The organism is Kiloniella antarctica, assembly GCF_042682825.1.
Taxonomy (GTDB): domain Bacteria; phylum Pseudomonadota; class Alphaproteobacteria; order Kiloniellales; family Kiloniellaceae; genus Kiloniella; species Kiloniella antarctica.
In genome coordinates this window covers 361,282-375,892 of sequence record NZ_JBHUII010000011.1, presented here as the reverse complement: position 1 = coordinate 375,892, position 14,611 = coordinate 361,282, and the positions used below count along the sequence as shown (strand labels likewise).

The following is a 14,611-nucleotide window of genomic DNA, read 5'->3' as shown; positions in this document are numbered from 1 at the left end:
TTTCCTTTAATTGAATTTTATAAGATTAGCTAATTCCTGAAAAAACGGAATTATAGCACTCTTTGCCTCAATCATTACGTATCTAAATATATCAAGATCAGTACCGATTTGTTGTCCGATCATTGGTAACAGAAAAATTAATCCAAGTAATACAAACATTCCATAACGTTCTGACTTAGAGAATTTAATAGCGAGCGGTGTAGGTAATAATCCCGTAAGTATACGTCCTCCATCCAAAGGTAAAATAGGAAACATATTAAATATAGCCAAAATCAGATTAATATTAATCGCATTAGATAAGTTTTGCGCCACCCATTTATAAGCGACAGGGTTGTCGATAAGAGGAATAAAGTTAAAGCAAAACGCCGCGATTAAAGCTATTAAGATATTTGATATTGGCCCGGCAATTGCCACAAAAATCATATCGCGCTTAGGGTTTCTTAATCGACCAAAAACCACTGGTACGGGTTTAGCCCATCCAAAAAGAAAAGGAGCACCAGAAAATATAAGTATCCCAGGTAAAAGTACCGTTCCAAATGGATCGATATGTTTTAAAGGGTTAAGACTTACCCGTCCTAATTTTGTAGCTGTATCATCTCCTAGAAGTTTTGCAACATAGGCATGTGCAGCTTCATGAAGCGTAACGGCTAATAGAACTGGTAGAACCCAAATAGAGGCTCCTTCCAGGAAGTCTGCAATACTCATTGAAATTAATCCTGATTAGAAAAGGCATCTGATGTTTATGATACGATAGTGGTCTTATAATGAAGGCCAATAAGGTGAGATTAAAGAAGTTAATTCAGCGAGAGGTTCATCCCTACCAAGAGAAGGCTCTTTGCGTAAGCTCCAAGCATTATCTAATCGTATTTGTGTACTTTCATTGATCCGCGTAAGCCCTTTAGAAACTGATTCCATCTCTAATTGGTCACCATTACAATGCAGCGCAAGATCACATCCGGATTGAAGAGATGATTGTGCACGTTCTTCATATGTACCATGCATGGCTTTCATCGAAAGATCGTCAGAGAGAAGAATACCGCTAAAACCAATTTCTCCGCGAATAATCTCTTTAATCACCTTTTCAGAAACCGTTGCGATATTATCGGGATCAATGTTTTCATAGATCACATGCGCGGTCATTCCCCAAGGGGCATCGTTCATCAACCTAAAAGCTTCAAAGTCACTTTTCGAAAGCTCCAATTTCGAAGTATCAACCCGCGGAAGCTCTTTATGACTGTCCACCATTGCCCGACCATGGCCGGGTAAATGTTTGACCACAGGCATAATACCGCTATCCAGAAACCCTCTACTTACAGACCGGCCAAGAGCCGCGACCTGCTCTGGCGTTGCGCCATAGGATCGATCACCAACAATTTCATGCGCTCCCGGGATTGTAAGATCCAACACGGGGGCACAATCAGCTGTAAAACCAAGCTCAAGTAATTCCTGAGCAATCAGACAAGAATTCAGATAAGCCGCCCGAATACCTTGTTCTGGAGAGTGTTCGTAGATCTTTCCAAATATCGCCGCCGGGGGAGTACGCCGCCAATGGGGAGGTCGAAGTCGGGCGACACGCCCCCCTTCTTGATCAACCAGCACAGGAAGATCATCCCGGCCAGAAAGTTCCCGTAATTCAGTTATCAGGTTTTTAATTTGGTCAGGAGTATCACAATTTCGGCCAAAAAGGATAAAGCCATAAGGATTAATTTCAGGAAAAAATCCTTTTTCCCAATCCGTTAGGCTGTGTCCTTCACACCCGAAGATAACAGAATTACATCCCATTTTACCGCCCCAGAATTCCTATTTTACTTTTTTAACGAGGCAATCTCTTTTAGCCGACTTGAGCTTGGCACAAAAATCATTCGCTGTTTTTTTATCGGCAAAAGGCCCGGTTTGCAGACGGTATCGAACCCCGACCCCTGTAATGTTGGCCTTTTCGATAATGGGATTCTTATCACCAAGAAGGCTGGATAGCTTCTTCTGCATACCGCCCCACTCAGTCATGGCACCGTCTTTGGATTTCAACGAAGCCAACTGAAGGACGTACTGACCGGATACGGGCTTTGCGGCCTCAAGAGTTTTGCTTGGCGCCGGAGTTGAGGCCGGAGCCACCGCAACCACTTCTTTAGTTTCAGAAGCTTTCGGTTCTGTTTTAGTCACTTTTGGCACTTCGGGAACCTGCTCTGGTTTCTTGGGTGCGAGTACAGACTCAACTTCCGGTGCCGGGGCTTCTGTAACCGCAGCTACTTGTGCTGGTTGTTTTGTCTCAGACACCTCTGTCGAGCCCGCTAATGTTTCGGCAACACCTTCTCCGTTATCCTGAGCGGCCTTTTCAGGAACCTCAGTTATAACTGTATTTGTATCGGTAACTGGCGCAACAGCATCAGCCTTTGGTGGTTGAGGCACTTCAGGTGGCGGCAACAACTTTTCAACTTTAATTGTTTTATTGCCTTTACCTTCCTCATTCAAAACGAGCTTATCCTGATGAGGAATTTTCATGCCCCCAGGAGATTCTGGCTTGGTTTTTTCAGGGGTGGTCTCGGCCTCAATCAAGGGAATAGCATCTGGGATATTTTGTTTGGGTGAGTTATCACCCAGCATAATCAAAATACCGCCTCCAACAATTGAAACAGCAATCAAACCAAGACCAACAGGCATTAATTTTTTAAAAATACCAGCACCAGGGTCATCATCCAAATCGATTTCATCTTCCCAGTATTCCTCACCAGAAAGTTCATCATTAGGCAAATCATCAAATGTATTGGATGCCTTATCAGCATTTCGATCTGCAACCATACGCATTGACTCGTTTTGCCGTACTTTTTCAAAATCTCTTAGATCATCAGTCGGTTTAGAAGACATCAGCGCATTTCCTCAGCTGGTTCAATGCCAAACATCTCAAGGCCAGAAGCAATAACATTATTTGTTGCTTCAAGAAGTGCCATGCGTGCCTGCGTAAGATCTTGATCATCACGAACAATGAAACGCATGCGTGGATTCAACTTACCCTTATGGTAAAGAGAGTGAAGTTCAGCAGCAAGATCATAGAGATAAAAAGCAATCCTATGAGGTTCGTGTGCTTCCCCTGCGCTTTCCAGTAATCTTGGCCATGCACAAAGTAATTTTACCAAACGAAGTTCATCTTCGCTGTTAAGAACAGACAGGTCTAGGTTCTTTAAAGTCTCAATAGATAGATCTATTGAAGAAAATTCATCTGTGGCATGTTTAAGAACAGAACAGTTCCGAGCATGCGCATACTGAACATAAAAGACCGGATTGTCTTTGCTTTGTTCAAGCACCTTTACCAGATCGAACTCAAGCGAGGCATCGTTTTTACGGGTCAACATGATAAAGCGAACAACATCTTTACCAACTTCATCGATCACTGAACGTAAGGTAATAAAATTGCCCGAACGTTTGGACATTTTGACAACATCACCGTCGCGCATCAACTTCACAAGTTGGCAGATTTTAACATCCAGGCTGCCTTTTTTATCCGTAACAGCGCTAACAGCAGCTTGCATACGCTTAATGTAACCGCCGTGATCTGCACCCCAAACGTTGATCATCGTATTAAAACCACGACGATATTTGTCGAGGTGATAGGCCATATCGCCCGCAAAATAAGTCCAACTACCGTCAGACTTCTTAATTGGACGATCAACATCGTCGCCAAATTCCATGGACTTAAAGAGAGTCTGCGGACGTTCTTCCCAGTCTTCCAGTTGCTTACCTTTTGGAGGCTCTAACACACCTGTGTAAACTAAGTTTTTAGCTTCAAGAACGGTCATCACCTCATCGACACCACCAGCTTCAACCAGTGCGCGTTCTGAGGAATAGAGATCCATAACGACACCCAGTGCAGCCAAATCACTTCTGATAAGCTCCATCAATTGGCTGATGGCAAATTCTCTAACTTCAGAAAGCCAAACGCTTTCTTCTTTACCAAGCCACTTTTCACCATCTCGATTGGCGAGAGCTTTCCCAACGTCTTTGAGGTATTCGCCCGGATAAAATCCCTCTGGTATTTCTCCGATATCTTCACCTAGCGCTTCGCGGTATCTCAGATAAGCAGAGTTGGCCAAAACATTGACCTGATTACCGGCATCATTGATGTAATATTCACGGCAGACATCATATCCAACTTTGGATAATAACGAGGCAAGCGCGTCACCGACAATCGCGCCCCGTGCATGACCAACAGTTAAAGGCCCGGTAGGATTAGCCGAGACATACTCAACGTTGACCTTTTCGCCCTTCCCCATATCGGAATCGCCATACGATTTTCCAGCCTCAAGGATGGTTCTAATCTGTGCGAACCAGAAATCTTGGTCCAACCTTAAATTAATAAATCCGGGGCCCGCAATTTCAACTGATTTCACAACATCTAAGGATTCTAGTCGCGCAGCAAGTAAACCGGCGAGGTCTCGAGGTTTCATCCCAGCTGCTTTAGAAAGCACCATGGCAGCATTTGTTGCGGCATCACCATGGGAAGGATCTCGTGGAGGTTCTGCTGCGACACGGGAAAAATCTAATCCCGCAGGAATTTCACCAGCCGCAACCATATCTTCGAGTTGCTCAATAACTTTAGTTCTTAGATCTTTGAAAACGTTCATTTTATCTCAAAATCCAGATTGAAAATCTGTCTGTGTTGTTCAAAAGCAAAGCGATCCGTCATTCCAGCAATATAATCTGCAATTAAACGGGCGCTACGCTTCGTTAATTTCGTTCCAGCTTCCAAACGCCAATAATCAGGAAGCTCTTCCGGGTGTTCTGAATAATGCGAAAATAGGTTTCTCACAACCTGCTTTACACGTTCTCGCATTTCTTTGACCTTTTCATGGCGATACATACGCTCGAAAAGGAAAGCTCGCAACTCTCTTTCAACTTTCTTAAAGTCATCAGAGAAGGCAACCATGGCTCTTTTCTGACATCTTATGTCATAAACCGTTTTGGGTTGCGCAGCTAACAAGCGGTCGTTGGTTTCTTTTAAAACATCTTCAGTCATATAGCCAATAAGACTTCTGACAGCCTCGTGTACAAGGCTTTCTTTCTCGAGGTTGGGATATCGCTTCATAACATTTAAAAAGATGTCACCAACCAAGGGTAACTTAAGTAAATCTTCTATTTCAAACAACCCAGCCCGAATTCCATCATCAATATCATGGTTATTATAAGCGATATCATCCGCAACCGCTGCAACCTGAGCCTCTAGACTGGCAAAAGAGGAAATTTCAAGATCTCGCGCATTTTTACAATATTTTAAAATGCTGTCGGGGACATGTTCATGACGCGCATTAGGACCATCAAGAGGTCCATTGTGTTTCGCCAACCCCTCCAGACTTTCCCACGTTAGATTTAAACCGTTAAAGTCTGCATAGCGCCGCTCTAATTGTGTAACGATCCGAAAGGTTTGTTCATTATGGTCAAACCCGCCAAACGGCTCCATGACATCCTTCATGGCATCTTCACCCGCATGACCAAAAGGCGTGTGGCCAAGATCGTGTGCTAAAGCGATGCCTTCAGCAAGGTCTTCATCGACCCTCAAGGTTCGGCTCAGACTACGGGCTATTTGGGCGACCTCCAGGGAATGGGTCAACCGTGTTCTAAAATGATCACCCTCGTGGTAAACAAATACTTGAGTTTTATATTGCAATCTTCGAAAAGCAATTGAGTGGATAACCCGATCCCGATCCCGTTGAAAACATGTTCGAGTCTGGCTTTCCGGCTCAGTTAAGAGCCGTCCGCGAGAACTTTCAGGATAAGAGGCATAAAGTTTTTTCGAATCGTCCTTTTTCATAGCAAAAGACTAGCTGTATAAGGCCTTTAGTAAAGGCTAATTAACCCATTTTATCAAATCCGAGACAATTCCCTATGGGACGCTCTTTTAACAAATGAAGATTGACACTCTCATGTTCTTCCTTACATACATATCTGAGCCATGGTAAAGCTTGAAAATGTGGTAGAGTATTGGCAAATGCGTGCATTTTATTAATTAGGGTGCCAGTTTGTTCTACACACCAATTTGTTTTACACAAATGAGTTAGGTCGTTCCAGAATTGATGCCCAGAACTTGAAATCTAAAACTTGGTACACGGACCTATACTCGATCTTGACGCCTGAATTGACGGATACAAAATTATGACTGACCAAAGCCCTTCAATTTCACTTTCCTCCAGTGCTGCAAAGCGCGTGGCATGGCTTGCCGTACAAGAAGGCAACCCCGATCTTATGTTACGGATAACGGTGTCTGGCGGTGGTTGCTCAGGATTTCAGTATGGATTTTCTTTTGATAGCTCCATCAACGAAGATGACAAAACATTTCAAACCGATGGTACCAAAGCCGTTATAGATGAAATGTCTCTAGATATCTTAAACGGTTCAGAGGTTGATTTCATCGAAGACCTTATGGGCGCTTCCTTTAGGATTAACAATCCAAACGCCACAGCCTCTTGCGGATGCGGAACATCTTTCGCGATCTAGACACAACCTCAACATATAACCTGAGTATTTCTGGTTATAAATTCATTTTACCTTTTCTGGAGCCCGTTCTCTAATGGTCAAGATTGCGACTTGGAATGTAAATTCCATCAACAAACGTCTCCCCAATGTTCTTGACTGGATTAAAACGGTTTCACCTGATGTTCTTTTGCTACAAGAACTCAAGACTGTTGCGGAGAAGTTCCCCTACCTTGAATTTGAAGAGTTGGGCTATCACGTAGAAATCGTTGGGCAAAAGAGTTACAACGGCGTTGCTTTAATTTCCAAAGAACCAATTACAGACGTTATAAGAGAACTTCCAGGTGATGTTGATGATGATCACGCCCGATATATCGAAGGAACAACCTTTGGCATACGTGTCGCTTCCATCTATTTGCCCAATGGAAACAACAACCATAATTTAACGGATGAAGTTAAGTTTCCGTACAAATTAAAGTGGATGGAACGCCTCAACGTCCGCGCGCGCACACTTTTAGAATCAGAACAGCCTGTTGTTCTCGCGGGAGACTACAATTTAATTCCTACTGATGATGATGTGTTTGATGCCCGTCGTTTCGCAGGAAGTTCCCATACTCACCAAGATTCCAGAGATCGCTACCGTGCACTGGAATACCTTGGGTACAGTGAAGCTTGGCGCAGTTTAAATAAAGAAACTCATGTCTACAGCTATTGGGATTATCAAAAGAGTGCTTTTGCACACAACAACGGCATCCGCATTGATCTTATGATGCTGTCCCCACAAGCCGCAGACCTTTTAACATCCTGTAACATTGATAAAGAACCACGGGGTAAAGAATCTCCTTCTGACCATACACCTGTTGTGTGCGAGCTCGCGGCGGCATAAAGCCCTTATGTTTTTCCCTCTCTTCGATAATCTGCCAAGGTTACTTATTGAAAAGCCGTGGGTTACCATAGGGGTAATTATACTCTGTACTGTCATTTATACTTTAGAGAGCCTTTTGCCTTCCGCTGCTACAACACGCCTGTTATACGGTTTTGGATTAATACCTGATGTCCTGTTGGGCACGGCACAGCGTCCATCCTCAATAGACTGGATTGCCCCGATCTTTACCCTGATATCCTATAATTTCCTCCACGGGAGCTTTATGCACTTGATTGGAAATATGGTTTATCTCTGGGTATTTGGTGACAATGTAGAAGATGCTATGGGGCACAAACGGTTTCTTGTCTTTATTCTCTCATGCGGTGTACTCGCTGGATTAGGGCAAGCTCTCATAGTTTCATCAAGTCAATCCCCCATTGTTGGAGCAAGTGGTGCCGTTTCCGGCATTCTTGGGGCTTACCTGTTACAATACCCTCGCGCCAAAGTTCTTATCCCCATATTCACCATTCCGGTCTTTGTCCGCGCATACTTGCTTTTGATTTTATGGATTGGATTTCAAATTTTTTCGGCATTTATATCCGGACAAGATGGTGTTGCTTGGTGGGCTCATATTGTTGGTTTTTTTAGTGGTATGGCCTTACTTCCATTCTTTCGCCATAAAACTCTGCCTATATTGAGTCCAGAAGAGCTTCCGCGAGGATTAAAGATTAGGAAAAGCCGTAAAGATTAGCCTAAGTAAATTAATTTTTTGGGGCAAATTGTCTCAAAAGTAATAATTTTCCATCCCTTTTGTGAAATAACCATGGACGAAGTGCCTTGGATTTCCTAATTATCTTACAAGAGCTTTAAATAACAAACGAAGTAACGTTAGGATTAAGACAGTGCCTGAGTATCGCTCCAGAACATCTACACATGGTCGTAACATGGCTGGCGCGCGTGGCCTTTGGCGCGCGACGGGGATGAAAGATGATGATTTTGGCAAACCAATCATTGCCATTGCGAACTCGTTCACTCAATTCGTCCCAGGGCACGTTCACCTGAAAGACCTAGGCGGTCTTGTCGCAGAAGAAATTGATAAAGCCGGTGGTGTCGCCAAAGAGTTTAATACCATCGCTGTCGATGATGGCATTGCCATGGGGCATGATGGCATGCTTTACAGCTTGCCATCACGTGAAGTGATCGCAGATGCTGTCGAGTACATGTGTAATGCACACTGTGCCGATGCTGTGGTATGCATATCCAACTGTGATAAAATCACACCAGGCATGTTAATGGCGGCTATGCGTCTAAATATTCCTGCGATCTTTATCTCTGGCGGCCCTATGGAATCCGGTAAAATCGTTCTTAACGGTAAAGAGCGCAAACTCGACCTTGTGGATGCCATGGTTGATGCTGCAGATCCAAATGTCAGCGATGAAGATGTTGCCGCAATTGAGCGTTCAGCTTGTCCAACTTGTGGCTCTTGTTCCGGTATGTTCACTGCCAACTCAATGAACTGTCTGGCAGAAGCCATGGGCCTTGCCCTTCCCGGTAACGGCTCTCTCCTTGCCACACATAAAAAACGCGGCGAATTGTTTAGAGAAGCTGGCCGCAGAATTGTTGACCTCACAAAACGCTATTATCAGGACGGCGATGAGAGCGTAACCCCACGGGGTATTGCCACAGCCGAAACTTATGCAAACGCCATGGTACTTGATATTGCTATGGGCGGATCTACGAATACGATCTTGCATATTTTGGCGATGGCAAAAGAAGGCGGTGTTGACTTTACACTCGCGGACATTGATGCCCTCTCACGTAAAGTGCCTCAACTCGCCAAAGTAGCTCCATCAACTACAAAATATCACATGGAAGACGTCCATCGTGCTGGTGGTATTATGGGTCTACTGGGCGAATTAGATCGTCTGGGCTTGATCGACAGAAGTCGCCCGACAGTTCATGAAAAGACCCTTGGTGATGCTATTGATAAATGGGACATCATCAAAACGGATGATCCAAAGGTAAAAGAGTTTTATTCCGCGGCGCCCGGTGGTGTAAGAACCACTGAAGCGTTCAGTCAGGATAAATACTACTCTTCACTGGATGATGACCGTGCAAACGGCTGTATCCACAACGGAGAAAATGCCTTTAGTCAGGAAGGTGGTCTGGCTGTCCTTTTTGGTAACATCGCCTTGGACGGTTGCGTTGTAAAAACGGCTGGTGTTGATGATTCAATTCTGAAGTTTACTGGAAGCGCCCGAATTTTCGAATCTCAAGACGGTGCTTGTGCTGGTGTTCTCAGTGGTGAAGTCGTCGCCGGCGATGTTGTTGTTATTCGTTACGAAGGCCCCAAAGGTGGGCCGGGCATGCAAGAAATGCTCTACCCGACCAGTTATCTTAAATCTATGGGTCTAGGCAAAGCCTGCGCCCTCCTTACAGACGGACGTTTCTCTGGTGGTACATCCGGTCTTTCAATCGGGCATGCATCTCCTGAAGCTGCCCAAGGTGGCGCGATAGGGCTCGTAGAAGCTGGAGATGCTATTGAGATTGATATTCCAAACAGAACCATCAACGTTCTGGTCAGTGACCAAGAGCTTGAAATGCGACGTAAAGCAATGGATGCCAAGGGTAAAGATGGTTGGAAACCGGCAAAACCACGCGAACGCAAGGTAAGCTCTGCTTTGAAAGCCTATGCTCACTTCACCACTTCTGCAGACAAGGGTGCTTACCGTGATGTTGACCAACACGATTAACAATTACTGCTAACAACTTGAATTTAAATACAAAGGCTGCCCAGGGAAATTTTGGGCAGCCTTTTAAATATTATGTTTCAGGTTTAAAAGCGATGCCAATCACTTCAAGGAGGGATTGTTTCCCTCTGGAGAAAATTTGAGGCTTTTGAGTTTCATCTGAATTAGCCAAAGGCGTGACCAAGGCCCTCTCGAAATGAAGTAACAAAACAGCGATATGCTGTAATTCTACCAAGGGTAATTTAGCCCCTAGGGCTTGCATAAAGTTGGTCATTCGTTCTGCCAACAATTGGCCATGAACAAGATCGAGTTGCCTCAACTCATCATTCATTCCCATTGCTTTTTGCAACCGATCTTTGACTTCAACGCCTGTATTCGTTGCGGCGAGTGCATCAAAAAGTTGACCAAAAAATTCTCTCCACCCTCTTGTTTGCAAACCGTTCTCTTCAGCTTGGTCCATAACGCGCCCTGTTTCAGCGAGCCATTTTTCATAAAGGGCAAAGATCACAGCCTCTTTATTTGGAAAAAATTGATAAAGCGTTGCAATATTTACTTCTGCAACTTCTGCAATCCGACGCGTGGTTAATTTATCCACACTATTAGTGGTTAATAATGTTGAAGCAGCCTCTAGGATGCGCTCCACGCGTTGGCGCGAACGCTCCTGTGAAGGAAGACGTCGTTTACCAACCCTGGGCAGTTCCGAAGTTGCATTTTTTTTCAATACCATCATGCCATTAGAATACTGGGCATGAAGTTGTCTTTATATACGTAGATAAACGTATAAATCGTATTTTCAGTACATGAAAACGACTTGCAAAACTGAAGATGACCATATTAAACAGTTCGAACAAAGAAAATGCCGCTCATAAAGAGCAGCATTTTTAACCGAGCTATCTACTTGAAGTGCTTAAAGATCTTTCAGACGATCCATTGCTTCTTCCAAATTGGATTTCACAGAAATGTATTCGTCTCGAAGGGCACGCTTTTCTAAGACAACCTTTTCAGGGGCTCTCGAAACAAAGTTCTCATTGGAAAGTTGCTTATCAATCTTCGCAATTTCCTCAAGAGTTTTCTCCATCTCTTTACTCAAACGCGCGCTCTCTTGATCAACATCGATAATACCTGCAAGTGGCAGAGCAAAAATAGCATCATCCAAGACGATTTGAATGGCTCCTTTTGGTAAGTCATCTTCGGTAAAATCTACGGAAGACAATCCTGCAAGCCATTTTACGATGTCGCGATATTGATCAACTTTGGTTTTAACAGCCCCGGAACCGTCTTTTAACAAAAGTGGTGCTTTGAGTTTTGGCGGAGTGTTCAGTTCAGCACGTGTTGCCCGAATTTCAGAGATCAGTTTAATAACCCAATCCATCTCTTTTTCGACGTCAGTATCCGTATGACATTCGTCAAACTTAGGCCAAGCGGAAGAAATAAGCGGCGTTGCCCCTTCTCCGCCAATGGTTTCCCAAAGTTCTTCCGTGATGTAAGGCATAATCGGATGCATCAAATGCAATGTCTGGGCAAGCGTCCAGGCAATCGTGGCTTTGGTTTCTTTGATGGTCGCCTCATCGCCAGCAGCCAATACTGGCTTGGTGAATTCGACATACCAATCACAATATTCATTCCAGAAGAAACGATACAGCGCATTTGCCGCGTCATTAAAACGGAAATCATCTATGGCCTTGTCAACTGCTGCAGTTGCAGCCGCGACCTTACCTACGATCCACTTGTTGATGGGTTCTTCACAGCTTAAAGGATCAAAATTTGGATCGTATACAGCATCACTCATCTGGCTGTAAATTGACGCGTTCCAAAGTTTGGTTCCGAAGTTTCGATAACCTTCCACACGCGAAGATGCCAATTTGATATCACGTCCCGGTGCTGCCATTGCTGCAAGTGTAAAGCGAAGAGCATCACAGCTATATTCAGAGATGATCTCAAGAGGATCAATAACATTTCCTTTGGACTTGGACATTTTTTGACCGTTTTCATCCCGGACCAAGGCATGGATATAAACAGTCTTAAATGGCACTTCTTTCATAAAGTGCATCCCCATCATCATCATTCTGGCAACCCAGAAGAAAATAATGTCAAACCCTGTAACAAGAACATCGCCAGGATAATATCGTTCTAGTTCAGCTGTTGTCTCTGGCCAACCAATGGTCGAGAAAGGCCAAAGTGCAGAAGAGAACCAAGTATCAAGAACATCAGGATCACGCGTTAATTCAACTTCTTTACCAAAGTGAGCTAGAGCGGCAGCCTTAGCTGATTCTTCAGATTCTTCAACAAAGATTTCTCCATCAGGGCCGTACCATGCCGGGATCTGATGCCCCCACCAAAGCTGGCGAGACACACACCATGGCTGAATATTACGCATCCAGTCGTAGTAAGTATTTTCCCATTGTTTAGGAACGATTTGGGTTTTACCCGTCTCAACCGCTTCCAATGCAGGCTTAGCAAGTGTTGCCGCATCAACATACCACTGATCAGTCAACCAAGGTTCAATAGGAACCCCGGAACGATCACCATGCGGTACAGTATTGAGGTGGTCTTCTATCTTTTCCAGTAAACCAAGTGCTTCGAACTCCGCAATAATTTTTTTACGAGCAACAAAACGATCAAGCCCCTGATAAGCATCAGGGGCATTTTCATTTATCTTCGCAAACTTATCAAAGATGTTGATCATTTCCAGATTACAGCGACGACCAACCTCAAAGTCATTAAAGTCGTGCGCTGGTGTAATTTTAACGGCGCCAGAACCTGTTTCGGGATCAGCGTATTCATCTGCAACTATAGGAATCAGGCGGCCAACGATCGGGAGTTTAACGTTTTTACCAACCAAATCTTTATAACGGTCATCATCCGGATGTACAGCAACACCACTATCACCCAACATGGTTTCAGGTCGGGTGGTGGCAACAACGATAAACTTATTATCTTCACCGTCGATCGGATATTTGAAATGCCAGAGGCTACCGTTACTTTCCTTTGGATCGACTTCCAAATCAGAAATAGCCGTAAGTAATTTGGGATCCCAGTTGACCAGACGTTTGTCTTTATAGATCAAACCTTCTTTATGGAGCTGAACAAATACTTTTTGCACTGCGACAGAGAGGCCTTCGTCCATTGTAAAGCGCTCGCGCGGCCAATCAGCTGACGCACCAAGATGACGAAGCTGCTTTACAATTGCACCACCAGACTCTTCTTTCCATTCCCAAACAGAATTCAGGAATTTTTCTCGACCCAAATCGTGTCTGGAAATTCCTTTTTCCGCAAGTTGGCGCTCAACGACCATCTGGGTCGCAATACCTGCGTGGTCGGTACCTGGCTGCCAAAGGACATCGTGACCTTTCATACGCTTATAACGCACCAAAACGTCCTGAAGTGTGAAAGTCAATGCATGCCCCATGTGCAGATTTCCTGTCACATTTGGTGGCGGCATCATGATGGTATACGGATCTGCAGGAGAGTTCGGATCAGCGGAGAAAGCTCCGGATTTTTCCCAGCGCTCGTAATGCTTTGCCTCAATTTTTTCAGGGCAATAGGTTTTGTCCAGCATTACTGGGTTCCTCTTAACTAGAAATTCGATGTGAAATTATGCTAGCAGTAGCTAGCAGTTTGGGAAGAAAAAAGAAAGTCCGAGCCATAGAATTAATAAGATTAATTAAACAACCCGGACAAAAATCAGAGCATCAAAAATTATAAATCTTCAGCTCGACGGACCATTTTTTTAATTTCTTCACGGACAATTCGCTCGACCATAGGGCCTAAACGCACGTCAAGCCAAGCTTTTAGCTCGGGGACCAGAGCCTCGCGAACGATATCCTCAAGCGTTTTACCTGTACCAATCGCAAGTGAGCGCTGCACAACAGCCGCACGGGCGATTTCAGACAGCGCAGAAGAAGTAGAATCCTGCGTTGCCGCCTGAAGGATACTATCCTCGTCTGGCGCATCAAGGTCGATGTCGTCTCCGACCTCAATTTCGACATCTTCGATCACAGACTCAATTTCGGGCTCAATTACTGGCTCAATTTCGGGCTCAGGTTCCAAATCAATCTCAAGATCATCTTCCGGCTCTTCGTCAAAGGTAACCTCATCGGTTTCCTCTTCAAACTCAATCGCCTCTTCTTCAATAGATTCTTCTGGGTCCTCTTCTGCGATTTCTTCAGGTGTTTCCATTGATTGCCTAAAGTCATCTTCAATAGAATCTTCTGAATCGACAGGTTCTTCAACTTCAGCAGCGGAATCTTCTTCAGATTCGGTCACGATCTCTTCTTCCTCGACTTCTTCAGTCAATTCAAGAACATCATCGTCTTCCGGTTCTTCTGGAGCGGCTTCTTCCGACGCCTCACTTACCGGTGGTGTACCCTCCCCCTCGGGATCGTCCTCTGAAATAATCCGGCGAATAGACGCCAGAATTTCTTCCATCGATGGTTCGCCCTGGGCTTCTTGATCACTCATTGAAATGTTGTCCCACCACTGCTTACACTGCCAACATAGTCTTTAGCCGATATAATATCGGTATTAAAAGCAACAT

General features: G+C 44.5%; 12 protein-coding genes. 4 read left to right on the top strand and 8 right to left on the bottom strand.

Translation table 11 applies throughout. From position 1 onward, the window contains the following. Nucleotides 1-6: 6 nt before the first annotated feature. The 5 genes from ACFSKO_RS17780 to ACFSKO_RS17760 are packed head-to-tail and all read right to left on the bottom strand — an operon-like array spanning nt 7 to nt 5,800. Nucleotides 7-705: a site-2 protease family protein gene (locus ACFSKO_RS17780; protein ID WP_380254129.1), complete on the bottom strand. Its 699-nt coding sequence runs from the start codon at nt 703-705 to the stop codon at nt 7-9. A gap of 54 nt (nt 706-759) precedes the next feature. Further along, nucleotides 760-1,782 (bottom strand): beta-N-acetylhexosaminidase, encoded by a 1,023-nt coding sequence (nagZ, locus tag ACFSKO_RS17775; RefSeq protein ID WP_380254127.1) that lies wholly within the window; start codon nt 1,780-1,782, stop codon nt 760-762. Between the two features lie 18 nt (nt 1,783-1,800). Next, complete coding sequence (locus ACFSKO_RS17770) at nt 1,801-2,862, bottom strand: SPOR domain-containing protein (RefSeq protein WP_380254125.1); 1,062 nt, start codon at nt 2,860-2,862, stop codon at nt 1,801-1,803. Continuing rightward, the gene (gene argS, locus ACFSKO_RS17765) at nt 2,862-4,616 is read right to left on the bottom strand and encodes an arginine--tRNA ligase (protein WP_380254123.1); all 1,755 of its coding nucleotides are present in this window, start codon (nt 4,614-4,616) and stop codon (nt 2,862-2,864) included. Before argS ends, ACFSKO_RS17770 begins: the two co-directional genes overlap by 1 nt. Then, nucleotides 4,613-5,800, bottom strand: a complete 1,188-nt coding sequence (locus tag ACFSKO_RS17760; protein WP_380254121.1) for a deoxyguanosinetriphosphate triphosphohydrolase — start codon at nt 5,798-5,800, stop codon at nt 4,613-4,615. Before ACFSKO_RS17760 ends, argS begins: the two co-directional genes overlap by 4 nt. Nucleotides 5,801-6,141: 341 nt before the next feature. Between ACFSKO_RS17760 and erpA the strand changes: the two genes are divergently transcribed. The 4 genes from erpA (at nt 6,142) to ilvD (ending at nt 10,077) form a co-directional block, all read left to right on the top strand. Then, nucleotides 6,142-6,483, top strand: a complete 342-nt coding sequence (erpA, locus tag ACFSKO_RS17755) for an iron-sulfur cluster insertion protein ErpA (RefSeq protein WP_380254119.1) — start codon at nt 6,142-6,144, stop codon at nt 6,481-6,483. A 73-nt stretch (nt 6,484-6,556) separates the two neighbouring features. Continuing rightward, nucleotides 6,557-7,345 carry an exodeoxyribonuclease III gene (gene xth, locus ACFSKO_RS17750; protein WP_380254117.1) on the top strand — a complete coding sequence of 263 codons (789 nt, stop codon included), beginning with the start codon at nt 6,557-6,559 and terminating at the stop codon, nt 7,343-7,345. Between the two features lie 115 nt (nt 7,346-7,460). Next, nucleotides 7,461-8,075 (top strand): rhomboid family intramembrane serine protease, encoded by a 615-nt coding sequence (locus ACFSKO_RS17745; protein WP_380254115.1) that lies wholly within the window; start codon nt 7,461-7,463, stop codon nt 8,073-8,075. A 151-nt stretch (nt 8,076-8,226) separates the two neighbouring features. Then, nucleotides 8,227-10,077 carry a dihydroxy-acid dehydratase gene (gene ilvD / locus ACFSKO_RS17740; protein WP_380254113.1) on the top strand — a complete coding sequence of 617 codons (1,851 nt, stop codon included), beginning with the start codon at nt 8,227-8,229 and terminating at the stop codon, nt 10,075-10,077. A gap of 70 nt (nt 10,078-10,147) precedes the next feature. Here ilvD and ACFSKO_RS17735 read toward each other — a convergent pair whose 3' ends face one another. The 3 genes from ACFSKO_RS17735 to ACFSKO_RS17725 form a co-directional block, all read right to left on the bottom strand. After that, the gene (locus ACFSKO_RS17735) at nt 10,148-10,795 is read right to left on the bottom strand and encodes a TetR/AcrR family transcriptional regulator (RefSeq protein ID WP_380254111.1); all 648 of its coding nucleotides are present in this window, start codon (nt 10,793-10,795) and stop codon (nt 10,148-10,150) included. A 186-nt stretch (nt 10,796-10,981) separates the two neighbouring features. Further along, entirely contained in the window at nt 10,982-13,633 is a 2,652-nt protein-coding gene (locus ACFSKO_RS17730; RefSeq protein WP_380254109.1) for a valine--tRNA ligase, read from the bottom strand. A gap of 140 nt (nt 13,634-13,773) precedes the next feature. Beyond that, entirely contained in the window at nt 13,774-14,535 is a 762-nt protein-coding gene (locus ACFSKO_RS17725; RefSeq protein WP_380254107.1) for a DUF2497 domain-containing protein, read from the bottom strand. Between the last annotated feature and the right edge of the window lie 76 nt (nt 14,536-14,611).